Raw genomic sequence first — 21763 nt, 5'->3', positions numbered from 1 at the left:
GTAGTAATTTTGTTTTCATTTACGATTCCCCTAAGATATTTTAATGTTCCTATTTTTATTTTGGTTATGGAACAATGTGTATTTTCCCTTTATTTTTATAGTTAAAATCAATGTACGTTATACCCAGATATGATAGGCTAAACCTTTTTAGATTTTGTTAATAATACAAAAAAGTTATTTACTAAATCGCTTTTTCTTCAACTAACACCCCGTTAGTTTAACAAATTTTGAATTTGGATTGTCCTTTAATCCTTATTCATTAAATCTTCCCATTAATATGGTATTATAGTAATTCCCATCAGATAGAACTTTGTCCTTTTTTAAAATACCTTCCACTTCAAAACCATATTTTTTATACAGCATTATAGCTTTTTCATTTGTTTCAAGAACATTCAAAGTTATTTTCTTTATTCCATTTGAATCTGCCCAATGAATAGATTCTTTTAATAAGTTTTTTCCTATTCCATATCCCCAATATTCTTTTAATACACAGACTCCAAATTCTACTTTATGAGAAGTTCTTTTCAATTTATTCCCTTTACATCTTGAAAAACCTACAATTCTTTCTTTAACTTCAGCAACTAAAAATAAATTACTAATACTTTCTGTATCATCTTTAATTATCTGCTTAAAACCTGATTCATCTATGTACGCCTCGCCTTTTTCCCTATCTAAATTTTCTGTTTCGCCATCTATCTGCAGTCTTACTTCGGACAAGTTTTTTGCATCCTTTTCTGTTGCAGACCTTACAATATAACGCAAATTATTAAAATAAAATTCTTTTGGATTAATTATCATACAATTTCCTCCCAGGATATTGATAAAATTGATCTGTGCTAGTTCGTAGTTGTTTCGCCATAAATTCGACGATAATAAAAGGAACCTTATCTGCATCTGCTGGGAAACAACTTCGTGTTGGAAATACTTAAATCGGAACTTAAAAAAATGACTTGAGTTGCTACGCATGCAATCTCAAGTCATTTTCCATTTATTGTATCTATGATACCAAAATTGACGGATGCTCCCTTCACCCCTTTTACTCGAAATGATACGGTGACACCCAATATACAGGAAAATGAAAGAAATAAAGCTTAGTCATGCGGAGCTCTTTTTTTGTGTTCATCTCATGGGCTAAAGAGTTTTTATAATGTATTTTTTATGATGCATGGGTTCGATCCCTGGCCAGGTGCGTCATGCCCGATATTCAAGATGTAAAGATTCTAATTTATTTATCAACATTTTTCACATTTTGTCCACATACTAAAATCTAGGAATATCTAGGTTTTTCACTTATTTAGGGAAGACAAAAAAGCCCTGGGGCTTTTGCTGTAATAAGATAGTTTTGGATCTTAACAGCATGATCTTTAATATCCCATTCTTTTACTAAGTGTCCAAGTGGATTAGGCCAACCTACAAAAAATCCTCCTTTTAGCATGTCAACTGTGATCCCTTCTAATGAAGATGTGTATTTCATTTACAAACAGCCTCCTTCAGATGCACAATTTCTTTGATTAGCATTGTTATATTGGGATAACAATTCGTTTTCTCGATATTTAAACATTGTTGGATAACCGATATAATCCCCTCAGGAATATTCCTTGACAATTCAGAACGATCCCATGCCCGATGATTTTCACTTCACAAAAAATATTGACTATTATTTTATGTTCATATTATATTAATTATTGCAAAGGAACAAGGGAGGTATTTTATTATGAATTTTAAATCTATTGCATCGTTTGTTTTGTCGCTATTTGTTGTCACTATCTTAACAAGTTCTCCTGTTTATGCTGTCACCTGGGAAAGAATATATAGCGATTATTGGTCAGGGGACATGGGGGGTCATTGGGGTAAACAATCCACTTATGCACCTAATTCGGGAGAGATTGTGAATGCCTGTGATTGGGATGATAATTACATCGAGGTAGATCTAAAAAATACAAAATATAGCTCCAGTTCGATCAACGCAATACACAATTATTATTATAATAATGGTTATCGTCATACTATCGATTTTCAGGCTGAAGATGGTGACTTGGGCTCTACAACAAGTTGGTACTATACGAACTATCCTGATCCATATCCAGATGTAGATGATGATATTTACGATTACTACGCCCCAGGAGCAGAAGATGAATTTGAAGTAACAGCCCAACGAGTTTTATCAATGAATACTTCGACCAATTATTATTTATACGCCCAATTCCATGATGTTTATCCGTACGACGGTGGTGACACCGGTTACATGACTGTAACAGCTCAGCAAAGTTTCTGGGGTTGCTATGATGAATGCGGCTATCAATCGGATATGTTTGATGAATTACAAGACGCCTATTATGATGTGAGGTGAAAAAAATGAAAAAAATAATCCTTACGGTTCTTGTATTTGCATGTATTCTTGGAGCTGCATGTCTTTCAGTAACCTTGGCGTCGTCCAATACTGACCATGATTTGGGAATTGGAAAAAATAAGATTGAGTTGATTGATAAGAAACAATTGGTAGATAATTCCGGGCTCTATTATTTCGTTGCAAGGAAGGAAGGCAAAAAAGATATTAATGTAAAAATTAATCTTCCTGACAATCTAACCAAAGAACAATTCACAGAGTATAAAAATAAGATGCCTGCCTACTTTGACCAGATTGTTAAAGAAAAATCGAACAGAATCCCTGTTGTAATAACATTTAGTAAAGCTCTTTCGGTGGAAGAATACAAGAATTTTGTAAAAGAAAATGATATCGATGTTACTCAGTTTAAAATTAGAACTATGGATAATGGAGTAAGGGCTACTTTAGTTGGGGCTCCTGAAAACGGAGATCTTCTCCCACAAGATAAGCTAAATCAATTTCTAAGTAAAACTCCCAATGCACAATTTATTGGTATTATCTCCATCGAAGGTACCATCGAATCCAATAAAGACAAATTTAACAAAATTTTCTATGACAAAAATGTTGCAATTGCTGATGTTTCCAAATATTTACTAGAGAAAAGAGTGAAAGAATCAAACAAATTTAAAGAGCTAAAGCAAAAAGACAGCTCCTATTACATCGATGTACGCGTTCCGGATTTTTACTGGTATATTGAAGATTGGAAAGAATAAAAACTGTTAACAGACTAAAAGAATCATTGTTGAAAATAATTACCTTATTAACAAAAAATAATCCCGAGTTCCCTTTAAGGGCACCCGGGATTTCAATTTATTATCCAAACAAATTCGCATAACAACACTGGGTGAACTACATCGCCATTGAGATGGCAAGCTTCTCGCTTCATTTGGCGTGACAACCCACATCCATCCACGAAGGCACGTCCCATGCCTGATTGATTTTATAATATTGCTTTTATGGATCATGAATAATTATTCTTTACTTATTCATTTTGAAATAAGCTCCCTCCATAAATGAATTCAATTCTCTTCAATACTCTCGTTTTCTCACTTTTTCAAAACGAGGCTAAAGACAAGGGGATGAATTTAATTCCTAATATGTTATAAAAAGGAATATAGGGGATAGCAATATCCTGCTCCTCAAAAACCAATTTTTAGAAAAATATAAAGGCGTATAGCGGATCTCCACAGGAACCCAAGTGGTTAACCCTCCCATGTCTCCCTGGATCGCATCCTTACATTCCTTCGTTCGACCTTGTCTTGGGGTGGAGGCTGAAAGTTGCTCTAGTGCAGGGTCTATGCCCGAATACTTATTTTGATCAGCTTCTCCGCGCCTCGTTTTGCAAAGAAAATTAGGTGGCATTCCGATATTGTGCCATCTGCAAAGCTTCACGAAGCTTTGCAGGATTATAAGGCATTTTACGAACTCCAATCACAAACAGGGTACGAATCAGTTTACAGCAAAGGGCAATCAAGGATTGCTTACGTCGCAATGGATTCTTTCTCCGAGAAACATAGTATTCATGAAATGCCTTGAATTCAGGATTCTTGGCGACCAGTGGTAGTATGCTCCGATATAAAAAAGCACGTAATCGCGATCTTCCTCGTTTGGTAATATAGGTTTTTCCCTGAGCTATATTCTTTGAGATTCAATCCTGCCAACTTCTGAATTTGTCGTGGATGGGTATATCGCTTTAGGTCACCGACTTCAGCCAAAAAACCGGCTACTGTAAGAAAACTGACCCTAGGAACCGATTGCATTTCTTGTGTACCAGGGATATGATCTAACAATGTTTTGATCTGCTCGTCAAGCAAATTCAGCTGTTGTTGAATCATTTCCACCTGTTGTAAAAGGAATTGAATTTCCATTCTGGCCATATCCAGACCAATATTCAATCCAATGGATTGTTTAGTCACTTCCATCAAACGTTCTGCCCGTTTTAATCCAACAGAACGTTGAACTTTTTGTTTCCAAATTTCCACGATTTGTTCAACGCTCAAGCGTTGAACATCAGAAGGAAGGGGGAAGTGTCGTAACGATTGGGTCGCCGTTTTCCCCTTCCAATCCTTGAATACGGTAAGAAACTCAGGAAAATATTGATCCAACCAGCGATGCACCCGACCTTCCATTCGAATGAGATCTTTGGACAACTGGTCTCGCATTTTCATGGCCGTTCGTAAGTCTGCAAATGTATCTTCCGGAAGATACGCTTCAGAGTACCGTGCCCCTTGGATTAGCCGAGCAATGACATAAGCATCTTTTACATCGTTTTTGGTTGGAGAATTGTCGTCAAGTTCCTTTGTACGATGAACATGAAACGGATTGACCACGACTACTTTGATTTTATGACGTTTCAAAAAGTAAGCGAGGTTCAGCCAATAGTGCCCCGTTGGCTCCATTCCAAACAACACGTGTTGTTTGGAATGAGACTTTTGGATCGTTCGGATCCAAAACAAAAGCTGGTCAAATCCTTTTTTGGTGTTGGTAAAGGCCAAAGGTTTTGCTAGTTCTTTTCCTCGGTCGTCCACTGCTCGCGCGATATGTTTTCCTTTGCCTATGTCCACTCCTACAATGAGCGTGCCAAAATGAATTTGATCAATTTTTTCGTTTTGATTAAAATTCATATTGAGTACCTCCTTGGTGAAAATTAGGGGTCAGTGCGCGCAACCTGACATCCCATATGTTACAGGAGGTACTCTTTCTTTTTCAAAGCTATAATTAATTCATTACAGGAATGCTCTAGTATTAATAAGAGTATTGGGTCTACTATTGAATCCATTTGGGGATTAGAACTAACACCGTCCTGGTACAACCAAACCTGAACCAAAGCCGTGAATGGTTAGTACCATTGAATCCATTTTCGAATTAGAACTCCCACTTATAATTGACAAGAAGCCCAAAAACATGGATTCTTAACAGGTATCATTGAATACATTTTGGAATTAGAACAGTTACAGAGAATCACTTACCAATAATACTTTCATTTCATCACCTTCGTTAAATTGAATCCATTTTGGAATAAACAAAAGGCAACGACCTTGGTCTCAAGGACTCAGGCTCGTTGCCTTTTTTGGCTTTCTACCGTAACAGAAAAAGACTTGATCCACCTCTTGGGGTAGAGGGAGCGAGCGTCGATTTCGGGGCCATCTCCCCAGAAAATAGAAAAATGACTTGAGGCTACATATGTAGCAACTCAAGTCATTTCGTGTTTATACAGAACCAAATTAGATATATTTTGTTTTATCTCCATATCATTCTTAGTGCATCAGTCCTAAGGCAAGGCATCCGCCGATATTGCGGCCATTTATCCAAGAAATTGAAAAATGACTTAAGAGCACTCAAGCTTATTAATTTTTGATTGCACTATGTAGTTAAAAATCTAGAGAAACAACCTTCATTCTTGCACGAATCCCAATTCATTACCATCTAAATCGCGGATCGTAAATTTTCTTGATCCATATGGAGTATCGAACAACTCCTCGACAATCTCAACTTTATCCTTTATTTTTTCCCATAAACTATCCACATCAGAAACATAAAAGTTAAATCGTCCATTTGATGGAACTTTTTCATGCTCCATAATCGAAAAGATTGCCCCTTGATCTATCTCAAAATGAGCATAATTAGGTTTTTCAGGTGGCCATAAAGCCGTGACCTTAAATCCCAACATTTCCTCATACCAACTAATAGAACGGTTAAGATTTGATACATTAGCTCGTACATGTAGTAATTTTGTTTTCATTTAAGATCCCCCCTAAGATATTTTAATGTTCCTACTTTTATTTTGGTTATGGAACAATGTGTATTTTCCCTTTATTTTTATAGTTAAATCAATATACGTTATACCCAGATATGCTCAAAAGTACCGACTCTATACATTCTAGGAACTTTAGAAAGGACTGACATCTGAGTTGGAACAACAATGGACAAAGGAAGAACTCATTGAATACTTTAGTTTATTGCAACCGGAAAGGCAATTGATTGAAGCGAAGAACTTCGAGACACGGTTGGGATTTGCTGTCTTGTTCAAATACTTCCAGCATGAAGCCCGTTTTCCTGACCGAGCTGAAGACGTTCCTCTTCCTGTGATTGAGTTCTTGGCCAAGCATCTAAGAGTAAGCACGGATCACTTTAATTCCCCGAGTTTCCTGTATAAACACAAAATGACTTGAGTTCCCTTGTGGCTCTCAAGTCATTTTTCCATTTACTGGAGAGATGGACCCATAATCGGTTTCGCTCCCTCTACCCCTAATAGAAAATAAAAAGACTTGAGCCACCTCTTAGGGTACTCAAGTCTTTTTCTATTTCCTTACTCTTCGGCTATGGCGGCCATCATGCCGCTTTTTTTGTTCAACTAAAAATGGAGTGGCTATCTTACCCCTCGGAAGATATTTCAGAGTGGTTACAGGACAAAATAGAAGGGCTTGGATATGTTTTTTCGCTCAAATAGGGGTAAAGTGAGCATCTATCGATTCTCACCGCAAAAAAGGAATGTTGAAAGGGATGGGGAAGTGGGTGTATATTAGGAATAATAAGAGTACTGGGGCTATCTACTATTGAATCCATCTTGAAATTAGAACTGTGACAGGCGAGCTAGTTTGCGAAGAGTCTAGGGAATTGGTCATAGGTCACATTGAATCCATTTTGAAATAAACAAAAGGCAACGACTTGGTCTCAAGGACTCAGGTTCGTTGCCTTTTTTGGCTTTCTAATAGGTTTGGTGTTGAGATTTAGTCATACAGTTCGTTTTCGATTATAAAATCCTGGATCTCTTTGATATATTCATCAGTACGACCACTTTTTATGCTTTGGTCTTTCTCATGATAAAAAACATAAGAAAAGCCCTTCTGTTGGGGACAAAAGGGCTGAGGCTGTTGACAAAGAAGGGTCAACAGCTTTTTTTGTCCAACGGATGATACCGCAATGACTATAGCTGTTGCAAAAGGTCTGATTTCAAACCCATTCGATCCTGTTCAAAGCATCAGAGAGGAGATAAAAAACTGGATCGAAAACGATCAAAAAGACATCGGAAATATTATTAATACGACCTATCACTGTTATGCCGAAAATTTATATCTAACTCGTCCGGTGTCAAACAATTTCTTCCTGATGAAATGAAAGCCAACCGCTCGATCCGGACCTGTTTTTCACTCTCTTTCATCCACTTTTTCACATTCCTTTCCGTAAAGGTCCAACACCGCCTGAGCCATCTTCTTTATTTTTTCTCTCAAGGACGTTGGCGAAAGGATTCTGATCTGATTATGGAAACCGAGTATCGTTTCCGCCGCTTCTTGTTCGGTATCAAAGCGTAGTGTAGCGGGAATCCATCCGGTTGGATCGGGTTGTCCCGCATCCAAAATCCGCACAAAGCGATCCGTCCATTTCATCCGCTGAAACGCGCGCGTGGTCAATTCCGCTTGGACAATGTACTGGGGTAGGTTCGCAACAAATTAGGCTTTCGCTTCCTTCCAATATGAGGAAAGATCAAATCCTTCAGGCCGCACAAACTTCTCTTCCAAGACAACGGCGGAACAGATCCGGTTCACCTTGTAACTTCGGATTTCGTTTTCTTCGTTGACGGCAACCAGATACCATTTGTTTCCCCGTGCCACCAAACCAAGCGGTTCGATCGCCTGCTCTTTTCTTTGCCCATCCGCCCGCTCGTAGTCTATCCGCAGCTTGCGCTCCTCCCACACCGCCCGCAAGATCGGCTCCATCCAATCGCTTTTTTCCTTGGTTTCCTTCCATGGCTCGACATCGATATAGATGCGTTTCCAAAACTTTTGCGCGTGCGGCTCCACCATGGAAGGAAGAGAAGAAAAAAGTTTTTGGCGCGCCGCTTGAAAGGGCTGGTCGATTCCCAAATCCTTCAGCAAAGATTCCGGTATGGCGAGAAAAAGGGAGGCGATTTCTTCTTTCTTCAACGCGAACAATGTTTGGCGATATTCATCGAGAAGCCGCCATCCCCCATTTTTTCCTCGCTCCGCAACAACCGGGATTCCCATGCCGCTGAGGGCATCCAGATCGCGCAGGATGGTGCGGCTGGAAACTTCCAATTCCCTCGCGAGTTCTTTTGTGGTCACTTTCCCTTTTTTCTGGAGGATGAGCAGGATTGACATCAATCGGTCTGCACGCATAGGGGCATCTCCCCTTCTTTTTTGAATGATGACAATAGATGTCATCTTTCATCGTGTATTATGTATATTACCCTTTTACATTGCCCACAACAAGATTCCAAGGAGGCATTGAGGTTGGACAGAAAAGTGATTGTATTTATCGCGATGAGCCTGGATGGTTATATTGCGAGGGAAAATGGCAGCATCGATTGGTTGCTTGAAAACGCTCCTACAGACCCTGAAGAATATGGTTACTCCGATTTTTACAAAACGATCGATACCGTGATCATGGGAAAAGCGACCTATGATCAACTGCCGGAGTTATCCGATTCTTTCCCTTATGCGGACAAAAAGTGCTATGTCTTTTCTAGAACCGCATCCGGACGTGATGAGCATGTGGAGTTTGTGAACGAGGAAATCGGGCCCTTTGTGGAAAAGTTGAAATCACAGCCAGGAGCCCATATTTGGTTGGTGGGCGGTGGTGAGCTGATTGAGGGGTTCATGGAAGCGAATGTGGTCGATGAATTCATGATCGGTGTGATCCCTGTTTTGATCGGCAAAGGAATTCCTCTGTTCAAAAAGAATAACCGTGAAACCCGATTGAAGTTGAAAAAACACTTCCGTTTCGGAGACTGCGTCATGCTTCATTATGAAGTGCGAGCGGGAAAACCCAGTCCATCAGGATTGGGATGATAGCGAGCGTCAGACGAGGGATTCATCCCTCTCACAAGTCCGACAAAAAAATTGGTATCATCAAATCAGAGTGCGGAAACACTTAAAACTACGATAAGATCGGAAACTCGTTAAACTAAACAACCCAGGAAATTAAAAAAACATCCCAAGACTGGAATCGGTTCATTCGATTCATCTTGGGATGTTTTGTTCTTTCGTTTCGCATTTTGTCGCATTTTTGGATTAATTTCTACTATAGAAATAGTTGATATTTCTGGCGTTCACACACAGGGTTTAGTTGTATCCATTATGGAATTGAAAGAAGTATCCAGCCAAAAAGAACCACCTATTATCATTGTGTTTAGTTGTAGCCATATTGGAATTGAAAGTATGTGGGAATACGAGCCTTCCCCGTTTCCAGAAAGGAGTAAAAACATATGATCTTCAATATTTTGAAGCTAATCCAGTTGGTCCAGCTCCGTTTAATACTGAAGAACCTGGTAGTGGGATGGTGTATGGGAGAACATATTTTTTTACTCTACTACTGCCCTCGCAAGGCGCACATGTTTACTCGCATAATAGCCGTCCGTTCGACTCTGAAAATAGCGTTCTTGGATATCGGATGGGCTTAAGTTCTCATGAAGACGGAGACCTAAACTTTCCAGTTCAAAAGCCAGTGTTGACGGGTCAAAGGTCGTTTTAATCGGCTCGCCTATCTTTCGTAAATCCTCCTGCATCTCTTTAATATGTGAAGTAGCTTCTTCTGGTACAAAGTAATCGAAAATAACCACACTGCCCACGGGGGCAATATCGGTAATGGAACGCAGCGTTGCGAACACTTCGTTTCGAGTTAAGTACATTGTGACACCTAGCCAACTAAAAAAACTTTTTGTCTGCAAGTCATACGAAGTTCCCTTGAGTGCATCAGCCAAACTCTCCTTTGTAAAATCCACAGGTACAAAGTGAAGATTTGATGGGATTTCCCATTCTAATTCAGCTAGTCGATTAAGTTTGAAGGCTTGTGTGGCCGGGTGGTCAACTTCAAATACCTGAACCTGACTTAGGAGATCCGGACGACGAAAAGCAAAGGTATCCATCCCAGTCCCGAGTATCACATACTGCTCCACCCCTTGTTTTACAGCCTGATCAAGGTTGTCTTCCGTATATCTTGAACGGCTAAGTTTGTCAAGGTTTTATTTCGAGGAGTAGCCGAGAAGATGCCCTATGGTGAATTCCTAGAGATTAAAGCCGCTGTTCATGCTGGTCTCTTTGCGAAGGCTAACAATTCATTGATTGACTTCTTTTCTAAGCAACAACACCATAAGATGTAGTGATCACATTTATAGAATGCAATCGAGAAAACCCTTATAGCTTAATCTATGGGGATGAGAGCGAGCATCGGATGCAGGAGGGTGTTAACCTTCTTGCAAGTCCGAAAATTTTTGGTATCCTTAAAGCATGTTACTCTTCCGCTAGGCTGAAAAGCGAAAACCAAGCAGTAGGTCTAGTTTGAAAAAAACAACTTTTCACCGCTGGACTGGCGGGTTGAGCACTCGGGATTAGTTATATCCATATTGGTATTGAGGAAGGTTTAGTTGCATCCATTATGGAATTGAAAGCTCTATGATCGGATGGAAGAAAGATAGAAAAAGAAGGTTTAGTTATCCATAGTGGAATGGAAACTGAATCTTTCTTTCATTATTTTTACTGCCTTGTCTGTTGAATTGTATCCATAGTGGAATCTCCTAGCCGCCAAATGCAGATGGTGGACTTTTTTGTTGCCAATTATGTTATAATACCTTTATCAGATCGGACGAAAGGTGATACCATGAGCGACCAAGTATTACAGCAGATTTTGAATGAGCTTCAAAAGCTTAACGACCAAGTCAGTAATATGGAATCAAGTCTTAAATCATTGAAAGAAGACATGGCAGTAGTAAAACAAGCAGTGTTGGAAACAGCAGAAAAAGTGGACAAGCAAGAAGCATCGCTGGCCGCCCTCGCTCTCAGATCCATCGAGCATGAGAGCGCGATAAACAAGTTGCGGCAAGCTAAATGACCACCGAGTAAGGTGGATTTTTTATTTTTCTCTTTTTTTCAAAAATGTTAGACTATACTGAACCATTAGTTGAACCCGATAAATGATTTCTACTGTGTGCCTGTTTCCGCTCTCTGAAACATGGGAAAATATTTTATACGGCTTGACGACTTCAACATTTAAATTTACTTATTCGCGGAATTCCCGTTTCAGCGCATCGATTGGGGCTTCACCTGTACAAACGATTTTCTGATACATTTTCAATCCCTCAATTCATTCCATTTTGATTACCAGTATAATCATAATGAGAGATTAAATAACTTACCGAAAACAACATTTAGAAAATTCACTGAATTAATCTCCCAAAGAAATTTTTTGGGCCCAACCACCGGAACATGATTAACTTGAATTAGAAAGGATAATGACTTATGACTCTATATTTCGCCTATGGTTCCTGTATGCACGAACAGGATTTCCGAGATACTGTACCGGTCTTCGAACGATTGGGCAGAGCTATTCTTTATGATAGATCACTTGCTTTTACTCATTGGAGCACAAGTCCACGTAGAAAGGAGCCAACCGGGGCGGCTGATATAGTGTTTGATCCCGGACAGATTGTCGAAGGAATCTTGTATCGTATTGACGAGAAATACTTGTCTCGTCTTCGCAGACGTGAGGGGTACCCATTGGTTTATCAAGAAGAAACTATAACTGTCGAGTTTAACGGCAAAATGGTAGAGGATGTTTTGACCTACTCTGTAGTGGATAAGTCTGAACGTGAATTCGCACCTAGTGAAGAATACGCAACACTGATCCTGGAGGGTGGACGAACAGAACTGGATGATGCGTACCTTCAACAACTACAAAAGCATATAAAACGGTTACAAGCAGTTGGATATCGCCCCTGAAATCCCACGAGAACAACAACCTACCCCTATTCCAATCAAATATGGGTGACCAAAGTAACTCCAGCCCAACCATGTTTTTAAATTCTCAACATAGTCTTCACAACAAACGGTTTTCTCCTCAAATCCCGCAAAATTTATATAAAAGTATTACAAAATAATTTGAAAAGTACCGAATGCCACTGGCCATTTCCTCCCGAAGGGATGTCCGCAGACGCTCCTCGGGAGTCGGGTCCGCCGGCAAGAGAAACAACGACAGCCCCGAAAAGATGAAAGAGATGCCCATGATCGCAATGGACACTTGAATGCCAAAGTTTTGGTAGACGAAAGTTCCCAAAAAAACAACCTCCATCGCCAATGATTCTGCCCATTCCAATAAGCTCTGAATCATCACCTCTTATGATCACTGAAAAAATCGAATTACTCAAAGCCGTTTGATTCGGGAACTTCATATAAAATTTTCATTTGATCTCTCCTTTTATTGTGATGACCTACGTAATCCATTTTACAACATTAATGCAAGTGATAAGGTGAGGGGTCATTATCCTTGAAACTATAGTACAGGAAGTTTATCAAAGCACTTTAAGGTTTTTCTTTAATGTTTGCCTAAACAAACGCTTTTGGACTTATCTCTGAATTGCCCATGGAGAAAAAGTGGAATTGACGACCGATGAACCCGTTCGTCTTCTCAAATATGTAGCGATGAGTCAAGTGGGATCTGCTTACTTTGGAAGATACGGTCGGTATAACGAGTGTTGAGAAATTCGGGGTTCGCCCCCACCGACTGCGCTGGCGGTGGCTGTCACTTAGGGAGCACCGTACCGATACGAGAAAATAGTACGTTAAGGGAATCGACGGACTCAAAAAACCCGGGCCCCTGTACGTTAAAGGTCCCGGGTGGTATATTGCTTCCATTAGCTAACAAGTATCGCGGCAAGCACGTTGAACATCTTGGTCCAGGAGTTCTCGCAGCCAGACACGCCCTTGTCTCAAAAACGATCGTTTTTGAGACAAAGAAAAAGACCGTTTAGCCTTCTATACTTCCATAAATATATTTACCAAAACAAAATAAACTAAAATATTTAATAATTGTATATAGAAAACATCAACCCACCTCTGTGATAATTTTCTTATTAAACCCATTTTACGAAGAAGGATTTTAATTATTACGAATAGAATATATTTTATATATAAATATTAAAAAGGGGAGTTTAACATGAGAAGATGGAGTCAAATCTTATGTTCTGCTTTTGCTGCGTTTGCCTTGGTCCTAACGTATACTGTAGGAGTTTATGCTGCTTCATCCTCTTGTACATTAGATGGTTACGGAACAGTCAGCACTGCTGCAATTACGATTACATCTAGTACGCAAAAATTAAATTTCACGGCCACTAACAATCGAGATGCGGATGTAATCATGTGGGTACGTAATGACACTACCGGAGGATACCTTTACGGACCAGTCACTTTATGGAATGAAGGAAGCACTCATGGTCCGCGTCCTACCCCTTATACAAACCTCAAAAGCGGACAATACCGTCTCTACTTGCAATGTGCTAGCTCGTTACCGTGTCATGCTACTGGAAGACTCTATACTCAATAAAGCAAACTTTTATGATTTGCGAGCAGGAAGACTTTCCATTTCAATGAGGAGATGAAAGCTAGCATTGCTCGGTATTCTCTTGCGGATTGCTTAAAACAACATTGAGCAATGCCTCCTTACTGTTGTTGCCCAAAACATCAAGAAATTGGCTCTGCTCCTCTCGAAGAGAGGAACAGGCTTTGCATTGTGCGTCATTCCATTACATTAAATTTCCTTTATCTGTTTATATCCGTGAAATATACACCCCCTAGCCCTTCCTAACGAAAAGAGCTCAGAGGTTTTTTATCAATCTCGCGACCCAATAAGGGTTGGATGTAGCATCCGGCGTTTTGGGGTCATTTGCCCAAGAAATAGAAAAAGACTTGAGTACCCTAAGAGGTGCTCAAGTCTTTCTGCTTTCCATTCTATTGTAGATGCAATGCTGACAGAATAACTATGGCCAGTCAGTTTTCATTCTACAGTAGATGCAATACTCGAGATCCCGTCAAGCTTAATTGGTAATTATTTTAATTCAGTTTTCATTCTATCGTAGACCCAATATCCTTGTTATTCCTAATATAAACCCATTTCCCCGGGCATCCTCATGCGCATTTAGTTGGATCCATATTGGTATTGAAATTTTCGCCAGCAATTGCGTTTGCATGGAAGGATTCCGGGTTTAGTTGTATCTATAGTGGAATGCCCTAGCCGCCAGATGGGGGCTTTTTTCTTTTTTTGCAAGAGAGTCTGTGAACCTCCCGGGATTTTTGCAAGATCAGAGGTTTACAGACTTTTTTTGTTTTTGCTATAATAAGTTAGTTGATATTTCTGGAGTTCACACATGGGGTTGAATTGTATCCATAATGGAATAGAAACTCAAGCACCGTAAAGACTTTTGGGGAATCTCCATGTTGAATTGTATCCATAGTGGCATGAAAACAAAGAGTGACTTTGCAATAGCTGTTTTTCAGCCCGAACCATTGTTTAGTTGTATCCATAGTGGAATTGAAAGGCATTATAACCGAAGATTTTTGTCTCTGTAAATGTGATTTAGTTGTATTCATTTCGGAAAACCGGCGATCATGCCGCTTTTTATTTTTGAAGAACATGTTGAGATTATATTCCAAAGAATGAAAACAAAACGAAAAACCCATCACCTGTTCCAAATTAAAAATGGTGATGGGTTTGTTGTTGGGCTAATAGGGGTAGAGGGAGTAAATATCGATTTCGCTGCCATCTACCCAAGAAATGGGAAAAGCTACCTAAGATTAAATCAAGGGTAGTTTTCTTGTGTGTTCTGCGAGAACGTTTCTGAAAATTTTTCGTAAACAATACTCCTATTTATGTCCATCAACTAATCGAAATCAATGATGGTTGGTAATACATCGCGTCGAATTCCTTTTTTCCGTTTTTAGGCACCTTTATTCGCCTACGGAGTATTATAAAGATGAAAAATTAAAAGGGGGTACATCACCCATGGAAAAAAATAAGTATCTTCAACCCGCATTTGCTCCTTCTCCAACTTTTGAGATGATTCAGGGGTATCAAAATCCAGCTTATACTGATCAATTTGGATTTCCCTTTGGTGGCTTTGGAGGTCCCTTTGGAGGTTTTGGAGGTCCCTTTGGTGGTTTTGGAGGTCCCTTTGGCGGTTTTGGAGGTCCCTTTGGTGGTTTTGGAGGTCCCTTTGGTGGTTTTGGAGGTCCCTTTGGCGGTTTTGGAGGTCCCTTTGGATTCTAAGCAAGAAACCGCCTATCCGCATTCGCGCAGGAAAAAATTGAGAGAAGAATTGGAGAGGGAAGCGAAAGCAGACTATCGGTCTCTCAGCAATTACGCAGTTCCTAAACAACTTCGGCATGGGGGTTACATACGAAGGGCAACCAGAACAGGCAGAGTATTAACCAAAGTGCCAAAATCCTTCTTTAAAAGCGACCGATGCAGTTGACACGCTTAGATTACAAGGCATGGAGATTTCAGATGAGTACCTACAAAACCTCTCCCCGCTGGGATGGAAACACATTACCCTGACCGGTGACTATGTTTGGAATCTTAAACAACGTGTCGACTTCAACAACCTGCGCCCATTACGGGAAAAGATCGTGCTGCTGAAAAGTTCTGCAAGCAATCGATAAAGCACAAGCTACAAACCGGCCACCCCTTAGCGTACAGGGGCCGGTTATTTTGTGTCTAAAATATGTCTTAGCGTACAATTTTCCCGAAATGGTCTGGTGACTCCTTTATGACAAAGAGAGTCTGTGAACCTCCCAGGGATACTTCAGGTTTTTGGCTTTCCTTCCGGATTCCGGTATGGAAATAACGTGTGTAATTCTGGGATGTAACGTCCAGTGTTTATTTCGCGTACAGTGTCCCCATCCTTACGTATGTAGGTCTCAATCAATCTCCATCTTGGCAATTCTTCACCTTCGTTTTCCAAGTCATAGTCGCCTCCCGCAGGATCCGACAGTCGATGAAGAACTCCAATATAAGCATATCTAGCAATCCAATAGGCAAAGAGACCAATATCTTTAGGGGGAATACCTGCTTCAAGCATTGAATTTATGATATGCCCTATTTCACTGTGACAACGATTTAGTTCACTATTAATCCAATCTTCAGGTCTTTCAAGATAACCATCCAGGTCATTTTGAAGAGGTCTGAGAAAACGAAATGCCGCCAAATGAGCCCAAATATCATTATTCAACTCTTGATCAGCCCAATATTCCGGGTCAGGTATACCGAAATCATAAAGGAGTTTAATCAGCGTTTTTTTATCCAATGGTCCTATCCTCCTTTTGTTGTTATGTGGTTATTATATTAAAATTGCTTTTGTTCAGTGGGTGGGGAAGAAGATTCTCCAAAACACATGTTAGTACTACAGTTGTATTTAATCCAAAGCATCAAAAAATGATATCCAAGAGTTTGATATAACCAGCGATATTCCAATCAATCTATTGGCGAGGACTTGAAATCAGTTGGAAAAACATCGATCTTCTGCTCAAGTACAACTGTAGTACTAGAGAACAAATGCCTTACGAATCATTCGTAAAAAGAAGGGCATTGATTCAATGGTTAGACTTTCAACAAAAAGCAATGAAAAATGCTTAAGGCAAAAAAATAAGTTGCTTGCAAACAAAAATTCGACAACAAGGAACATGAAAACTTGAATTAGAAAGGATAATGACTTATGACTCTATATTTCGCCTATGGTTCCTGTATGCACGAACAAGATTTCCGAGATACTGTACCGTTCTTCGAACGATTGGGCAGAGCTATTCTTTATGATAGATCACTTGCTTTTACTCATTGGAGCACGAGTCCACGTAGAAAGGAGCCAACCGGGGCGGCCGATATAGTGTTTGATCCCGGACAGATTGTCGAAGGAATCTTGTACCGTATTGACGAGAAATACTTGTCTCGTCTTCGTAGACGTGAGGGGTACCCATTGGTTTATCAAGAAGAAACTATAACTGTCGAGTTTAACGGCAAAATGGTAGAGGGTGTTTTGACCTACTCTGTAGTGGATAAGTCCGAACGTGAATTCGCACCTAGTGAGGAATACGCAACACTGATCTTGGAGGGTGGACGAACAGAACTGGATGGTGCGTACCTTCAACGACTACAAGAGCATATCAAATGGTTACAAGTAGTTGGATTTCGCCCCTGAAATCCCACGAGAACAACAACCTACCCCTATTCCAATCAAAAATGGGTGACCAAAGTAACTCCAGCCCAACCATGTTTTTATCTTGATAATTACCTTTTCTGGCATCGTTTTCTCGAACTGAATAAGAAAATGCCGTTTCAAGAGCGTGTAAAGGAAATGCTTTTGGGTTCTTGTACCTTAGTGTAAATAGTTTTAGAAGTACATAATAGAGCCTCTTGGGTTTGAGAGGTCTTATTATGCTATATCATTTTCAATTATAAAGTTTGCCCAATTCATTCCTATAAAGTTTGGTTTCGAACAAATGCCTTCAAAATGCCAAATGTTTGTCTGTGTCTCATATGGTCCAATTACGTACCATTCTCTGTTAATTTTGTTCGCCAGTATTAAAGACTTAAAAACTGCCTGTTCTATATTTGAGCAATTTAAAGGAATTGTAAAATCAACTTCATAAAGAGTTTCATCCTTCCAATACCTTTCGCAAGTACCTAAAACAATCTTATGACCTAAAGTCTGTTCTATTTTTGAAATCATTTTTAATGCTTTATCTCTTGTATTAACTTCTAAAAACACACGCCAAATCATATTATCAAAATGCATCTCATCAACCCTTTCTTTATCTAACAAAAAAAAGACGGCATTGACGCCTTATCATACTCTTTTATTGTCTTCTGTAAGTAGCTCAAAACATACAACACAAAGACCGCCAATCAGATTATCAGTTTCTCTTCCGCATGATTGACATTTTGATTTTGACATAACTTTTCCTCCTGTTTTGTCCTTTTATAATATATACCCATTTCATTATCTGAATCTGTCCTGTTTGCTACCTAAAGATAAGGTTTAATTAGAATCAGCATAAAATAAATGTAGGTGCGACCTGCCGCAAACAGGTCGCATCCGAACAGATTAAAGGTTTTCTGTCCGACTGTTTCTGTTTGCAGCAGTGTTGGACTTTTCCCTTTGGTGATGTATGTAGAGCTGAACGATGGGTGGGAGCAAAATCACTACCTACTCTTTTAGTTCCTGCAAAAACCCCTTACCGTCTGTTTGATTAGATAGCGTGGGTGGAGCACGTTTCATATAGCATAGACTGGCAAGGATCCAAGAAAGTCCGACTTGTCGCACCACATGATAACTTCGACACCAACAAAAAAGCCCTGTTCCCAGGACTTCAACGGAGTTATGTATTATATGCTTGATTATGTACCAATACTTTTGATTTCAGGTAAATCAGCGTTTCAATGTGGTCGACCCATCTTTGAACGGCATCGATATCTCCATACTCAACGTCAAAATCCTCAGATTTGTCACTGCTATAGCTTAGAGTCAATGTTTCGGTACTGGGGTATTGCTTCCACATCCACTCTGCGCTTTCTTTAAGATGCTCCACAAAGCAGACAAATTCAAATCCATAGTAAGATACATAACATCTTCGCCATTTCAATACTTTCTTTTTTTCTTCATTCTTTTCACAAAGAATAGCTATATAGGAATCAACAGCCTTGGGCGGATACCCCAGAGTAATACCCAAAAGTCGTTGCGCTTCTGGAGACTTGATGCTTGTAATATTTAACTCTTCAACCAGACCTATTATCTCTTGTTTCTGTTCCTCGGTCTGAAAGAAAATCCAATCCTTAAAATAAATCCTCCTTTGATAATCGAATCAAAATAAATCCTCCTTTGATAATCGAATCGGACAGGTGAAATATCTGTAATATATGGGTATTTCAATAAAACCGATCATGTCTTTCGTTTGTATAAACAGCCGGTTTGATCCCCATTAAGAATGAATCTATATCTGTGATTTTTTGCATATTCTTAACCCCTTTCCGAATAAAAAAGAGAAGCCATAACAGCTTCTCTTGCGACTGTAGAAAAACCACTTCTGAACACGGCTTTCAGAAGTGGTTTTTCTACAGTCTGTGCAGGTAGGATATCTACCTGCTTTCTTTTTTAGCATATCCTAGCCCTTCTATTTTCGCCTGTCACCCCCCTGAAATATATCATTTTCGACTTAATATTTTCCAGTATAATCATTTACTTTTTGTATACATCGAGCGATATTGTTGTTTATTTCTTTGCCAGTGAATCTCATCACTTTCCATCCGGCTTTAGCGATCTTTGCACTTTTGCGTCGATCTCGTTTCTTTTGTTCAGATGAACGATGCCACTGACGACCATCACACTCGATAGCCAAGCGATAACGAGGAATTACAATATCCACATCATAACCACGAATTCGGTATTGGGTTTTCACTCTGTATCCTTCACGTTTTAATGCTTGGTATAATCTCCGCTCGATGTAGCTATCACATTTGATTAATTGCCAATCTGGAATCCGTCTTTCAACGATAAGTATTTTCCAGAAACGAAAGATCTTCTTTAGATGGTTCCAATTCTTCTTCAGCTGAACATGGAATGGTGCTGCCACTCTTATTCCTCCTTAGGTATATCCAGATTTAAACTAAGCTGAATCGGACGCATAAAGAACGGTAATTCCTCTTTTTGTGTGCTTAAAGATGCAAGTAAATAAGGATTTTCCAGGCACTCTTCTGGATCTATTTCAAGCCAAGGATATTGATTTATCGATTTTGCTCTTTTCTTTGGTCGAAACTCGATTCCGACGAGTAGCTGGTTCCAATTATCAAATAAAGCGAGATGGGCGGTAATCGATTTTGCGGAAGAAATAAGGACTTGATGATCTAGCTTGATCGTTCCAATTTCTTGAGGGGGAATTACATATCGGCGATCTAGGAAGAACTTCACTTCAATGGGTGGACCTTTGCCACTTAGCCACTCTTGAAGTTTCTGATATAAGATGTGTTTAGCTAAAGTTGGTGCTGATCGATCAATGCTACAGTTACCTCTTCGATAATGAGCAAAGTAGATATTTTTTAGCTTGCTTTTTCGAACAATAACCGTTTTCTTGCACTGAGGGCATCGATAACTTTCATGCTTCGATGCTTTTTCTGGTGGAATCATTCTATTTTTCGAATCTAGAGCATAAGGAACTGTCTTATATTTCGCTCTAAATTTGGATTTGATCTTCATTGCTCCCCTTCCCAATAAAATTCTGTATATTCTCTATAGTTGTTAATACCCGATCAAAGCTCGTTCCATATATCGAACAATAAAAAAAACCAGCATATTCGCTGACTTTATGGCTCTTTGACATTTAAAGGTCCTACCTTCTCTAATTTGAGGCTGATCTTTTTTTCTTCTTCCTTTTGCTTGAATGGAGCAAGTAATTTCTCGATTTGTTGATCGGATAGATCGGCGTTGATATTGATACTAGGTGGTTTATTGTCTTTTTTGTCGTCTTTCTTCATTTCGACAAGTTCGAATTGGGGTGTGATTTCTTTTTTCTTGCGGTCAAATGGAGCTACGATATAGAAGTCTTTATATGTAGTGAGCATGACTTTGTTGATGGATTTGTTATTTTCATAGAGGATGTAGTAGTTTTCGTTATTCTGGTGTTTTCCAAAGTTTATAATGAAAGGAATATACATAATAAACATAGCAAGGAGAATTACAGGAATTATATTTTCGGTAATTCTTTTTATCGATAAAATCACATAAAAAACACTGATTAATGCAGGGAACGTATATTCTATTTTTTCACCAGTTGCAAATGCATAAAGGAATGGAAAAGAAACTAACAGAATTACTACAGAGAATTTAATTGACCAATACAATATCCTCATCATTTTCTTCTCAGTACTAGATGATATTTTGCTGGGAGATCTAAAAACAGTTATAGGAATATATACAATAAATAAAAATAGGCATTGAACAATCACATCACAAGCAAACAATCCTAATTGATAAAAGTAAGCAATAACATACCAAGCAACCACAAACCCTCCTATGGCCAATTCCACCTGCACAATATTATTCAAGATCAACTCTTTCCAATTGGTTTTACCATTTGGTTGCTTATTCTTTTCTTTCTCATCCTCTGTCTGATCCGTTTGTTCCTCATTCTTTTTCTTCTCCTCATCTGACTGCTCAACAGGAACAGGCAAATAGCTTATTTCTTCTTTCTCCTCTTTTTCCATACTAATCCCCTCCAAACTAACTCCTTTTAACCGGTACAGATAAATATCACGATTAAACTTATTTGACACTTTTTGGATCACATTTAATATTCAATTCCAATTTCCACATGGAGTCCTGCACTGATTCCACATGAAAGACTAATCTTAATCCACTCTTCTTTTCCACGACCCCTTTCTTCTTCCTCCATGATAACTTAAACTTTGTCTGGGAGATTATGGGGTCGTTATAGATCTACTATAGAATGAAAACAACAGATGGGTTTGTTGTTGGGTAGTCAAGTGAAACGAGCTACATAGCACGAAGCAAAATTGCCCTATATGCTAGTAAAAGAGATAAAATCT

At 39.2% G+C, this 21763-nt stretch carries 21 protein-coding genes and 5 pseudogenes; 12 read left to right on the top strand and 14 right to left on the bottom strand.

Features of this window, described 5'->3' with window-relative positions:
• Positions 1–252: 252 nt before the first annotated feature.
• Both BMZ78_RS07615 and BMZ78_RS07610 read right to left on the bottom strand, forming a co-directional pair.
• A complete protein-coding gene (locus tag BMZ78_RS07615) occupies positions 253–798 on the bottom strand; it encodes a GNAT family N-acetyltransferase (protein WP_093229257.1) in 546 nt (181 codons plus the stop codon).
• 496 nt (positions 799–1294) lie between these two features.
• Entirely contained in the window at positions 1295–1474 is a 180-nt protein-coding gene (locus BMZ78_RS07610; RefSeq protein WP_093229255.1) for a hypothetical protein, read from the bottom strand.
• 240 nt (positions 1475–1714) lie between these two features.
• Here BMZ78_RS07610 and BMZ78_RS07605 point away from each other — a divergent pair, with 240 nt between their 5' ends.
• Both BMZ78_RS07605 and BMZ78_RS07600 read left to right on the top strand, forming a co-directional pair.
• On the top strand, positions 1715–2350 hold the full coding sequence (locus tag BMZ78_RS07605) for a hypothetical protein (RefSeq protein ID WP_093229254.1): 636 nt from the start codon (positions 1715–1717) through the stop codon (positions 2348–2350).
• Between the two features lie 5 nt (positions 2351–2355).
• A complete protein-coding gene (locus BMZ78_RS07600) occupies positions 2356–3099 on the top strand; it encodes a hypothetical protein (protein ID WP_093229252.1) in 744 nt (247 codons plus the stop codon).
• 638 nt (positions 3100–3737) lie between these two features.
• Here the strand turns inward: BMZ78_RS07600 and BMZ78_RS07595 are convergent.
• Positions 3738–5010: pseudogene (locus BMZ78_RS07595) on the bottom strand (IS110 family RNA-guided transposase).
• 770 nt (positions 5011–5780) lie between these two features.
• Positions 5781–6128, bottom strand: a complete 348-nt coding sequence (locus BMZ78_RS07590) for a VOC family protein (protein ID WP_093229251.1) — start codon at positions 6126–6128, stop codon at positions 5781–5783.
• Positions 6129–6297: 169 nt separating this feature from the next.
• Here BMZ78_RS07590 and BMZ78_RS07585 point away from each other — a divergent pair, with 169 nt between their 5' ends.
• Positions 6298–6558, top strand: coding sequence for a DUF4158 domain-containing protein (locus BMZ78_RS07585; RefSeq protein WP_245739778.1), 261 nt, complete (start codon positions 6298–6300; stop codon positions 6556–6558).
• Between the two features lie 748 nt (positions 6559–7306).
• Positions 7307–7504, top strand: a pseudogene (locus BMZ78_RS19475) (hypothetical protein); the annotation flags it as partial.
• A gap of 29 nt (positions 7505–7533) precedes the next feature.
• Here BMZ78_RS19475 and BMZ78_RS19710 read toward each other — a convergent pair.
• Positions 7534–7797, bottom strand: a complete 264-nt coding sequence (locus tag BMZ78_RS19710) for a WCX domain-containing protein (RefSeq protein WP_482255529.1) — start codon at positions 7795–7797, stop codon at positions 7534–7536.
• A gap of 39 nt (positions 7798–7836) precedes the next feature.
• Positions 7837–8523: a helix-turn-helix transcriptional regulator gene (locus BMZ78_RS07575; protein WP_482255528.1), complete on the bottom strand. Its 687-nt coding sequence runs from the start codon at positions 8521–8523 to the stop codon at positions 7837–7839.
• Between the two features lie 114 nt (positions 8524–8637).
• Here BMZ78_RS07575 and BMZ78_RS07570 point away from each other — a divergent pair, with 114 nt between their 5' ends.
• Positions 8638–9195 carry a dihydrofolate reductase family protein gene (locus BMZ78_RS07570; RefSeq protein WP_093229248.1) on the top strand — a complete coding sequence of 186 codons (558 nt, stop codon included), beginning with the start codon at positions 8638–8640 and terminating at the stop codon, positions 9193–9195.
• A 512-nt stretch (positions 9196–9707) separates the two neighbouring features.
• Here the strand turns inward: BMZ78_RS07570 and BMZ78_RS07565 are convergent.
• A pseudogene (locus tag BMZ78_RS07565) lies at positions 9708–10340 on the bottom strand (class I SAM-dependent methyltransferase); the annotation flags it as partial.
• Between the two features lie 662 nt (positions 10341–11002).
• On the opposite strand from BMZ78_RS07565, the gene BMZ78_RS07560 reads away from it, so the two are divergent.
• Together BMZ78_RS07560 and BMZ78_RS07555 are read left to right on the top strand one after the other, a co-directional pair.
• Entirely contained in the window at positions 11003–11233 is a 231-nt protein-coding gene (locus tag BMZ78_RS07560; RefSeq protein WP_139203286.1) for a hypothetical protein, read from the top strand.
• Between the two features lie 407 nt (positions 11234–11640).
• On the top strand, positions 11641–12120 hold the full coding sequence (locus BMZ78_RS07555; protein ID WP_093229245.1) for a gamma-glutamylcyclotransferase family protein: 480 nt from the start codon (positions 11641–11643) through the stop codon (positions 12118–12120).
• Positions 12121–12238: 118 nt separating this feature from the next.
• On the opposite strand, the gene BMZ78_RS19470 is transcribed toward BMZ78_RS07555, so the two are convergent.
• Positions 12239–12508, bottom strand: a complete 270-nt coding sequence (locus BMZ78_RS19470; RefSeq protein ID WP_175482354.1) for a hypothetical protein — start codon at positions 12506–12508, stop codon at positions 12239–12241.
• A gap of 2667 nt (positions 12509–15175) precedes the next feature.
• Here BMZ78_RS19470 and BMZ78_RS07535 point away from each other — a divergent pair.
• From BMZ78_RS07535 to BMZ78_RS07530, 3 genes and pseudogenes are all read left to right on the top strand, one after another.
• Positions 15176–15439 (top strand): hypothetical protein, encoded by a 264-nt coding sequence (locus BMZ78_RS07535; protein WP_175482353.1) that lies wholly within the window; start codon positions 15176–15178, stop codon positions 15437–15439.
• Entirely contained in the window at positions 15429–15644 is a 216-nt protein-coding gene (locus tag BMZ78_RS18525) for a hypothetical protein (protein ID WP_139203285.1), read from the top strand. The genes BMZ78_RS07535 and BMZ78_RS18525 overlap by 11 nt, the downstream gene beginning before the upstream one ends.
• A pseudogene (locus tag BMZ78_RS07530) lies at positions 15637–15831 on the top strand (Tn3 family transposase); the annotation flags it as partial. The gene BMZ78_RS18525 and the pseudogene BMZ78_RS07530, both read left to right, overlap by 8 nt.
• Before the next feature lie 143 nt (positions 15832–15974).
• On the opposite strand, the gene BMZ78_RS07525 reads toward BMZ78_RS07530, so the two are convergent.
• Positions 15975–16475, bottom strand: a complete 501-nt coding sequence (locus BMZ78_RS07525; protein WP_245739776.1) for a hypothetical protein — start codon at positions 16473–16475, stop codon at positions 15975–15977.
• 408 nt (positions 16476–16883) lie between these two features.
• On the opposite strand from BMZ78_RS07525, the gene BMZ78_RS07520 reads away from it, so the two are divergent.
• Both BMZ78_RS07520 and BMZ78_RS18520 read left to right on the top strand, forming a co-directional pair.
• Entirely contained in the window at positions 16884–17363 is a 480-nt protein-coding gene (locus BMZ78_RS07520; RefSeq protein ID WP_093229239.1) for a gamma-glutamylcyclotransferase family protein, read from the top strand.
• A 78-nt stretch (positions 17364–17441) separates the two neighbouring features.
• Positions 17442–17549: pseudogene (locus tag BMZ78_RS18520) on the top strand (IS1595 family transposase); the annotation flags it as partial.
• A gap of 48 nt (positions 17550–17597) precedes the next feature.
• Here BMZ78_RS18520 and BMZ78_RS07515 read toward each other — a convergent pair.
• The 5 genes from BMZ78_RS07515 to BMZ78_RS07495 form a co-directional block, all read right to left on the bottom strand.
• Positions 17598–17960: a hypothetical protein gene (locus tag BMZ78_RS07515; RefSeq protein WP_093229238.1), complete on the bottom strand. Its 363-nt coding sequence runs from the start codon at positions 17958–17960 to the stop codon at positions 17598–17600.
• Positions 17961–18543: 583 nt separating this feature from the next.
• Entirely contained in the window at positions 18544–18894 is a 351-nt protein-coding gene (locus BMZ78_RS07510; protein WP_093229237.1) for a hypothetical protein, read from the bottom strand.
• A 483-nt stretch (positions 18895–19377) separates the two neighbouring features.
• On the bottom strand, positions 19378–19794 hold the full coding sequence (locus tag BMZ78_RS07505) for an endonuclease domain-containing protein (protein ID WP_175482352.1): 417 nt from the start codon (positions 19792–19794) through the stop codon (positions 19378–19380).
• 2 nt (positions 19795–19796) lie between these two features.
• Complete coding sequence (locus tag BMZ78_RS07500) at positions 19797–20414, bottom strand: competence protein CoiA family protein (RefSeq protein ID WP_093229234.1); 618 nt, start codon at positions 20412–20414, stop codon at positions 19797–19799.
• Positions 20415–20521: 107 nt separating this feature from the next.
• The gene (locus BMZ78_RS07495; RefSeq protein WP_093229233.1) at positions 20522–21421 is read right to left on the bottom strand and encodes a hypothetical protein; all 900 of its coding nucleotides are present in this window, start codon (positions 21419–21421) and stop codon (positions 20522–20524) included.
• Positions 21422–21763 lie beyond the last annotated feature (342 nt).

This window comes from Thermoflavimicrobium dichotomicum, from assembly GCF_900114055.1.
GTDB classification, from domain to species: Bacteria; Bacillota; Bacilli; order Thermoactinomycetales; family Thermoactinomycetaceae; genus Thermoflavimicrobium; species Thermoflavimicrobium dichotomicum.
This window is presented reverse-complemented; position numbering and strand designations above follow the sequence as displayed.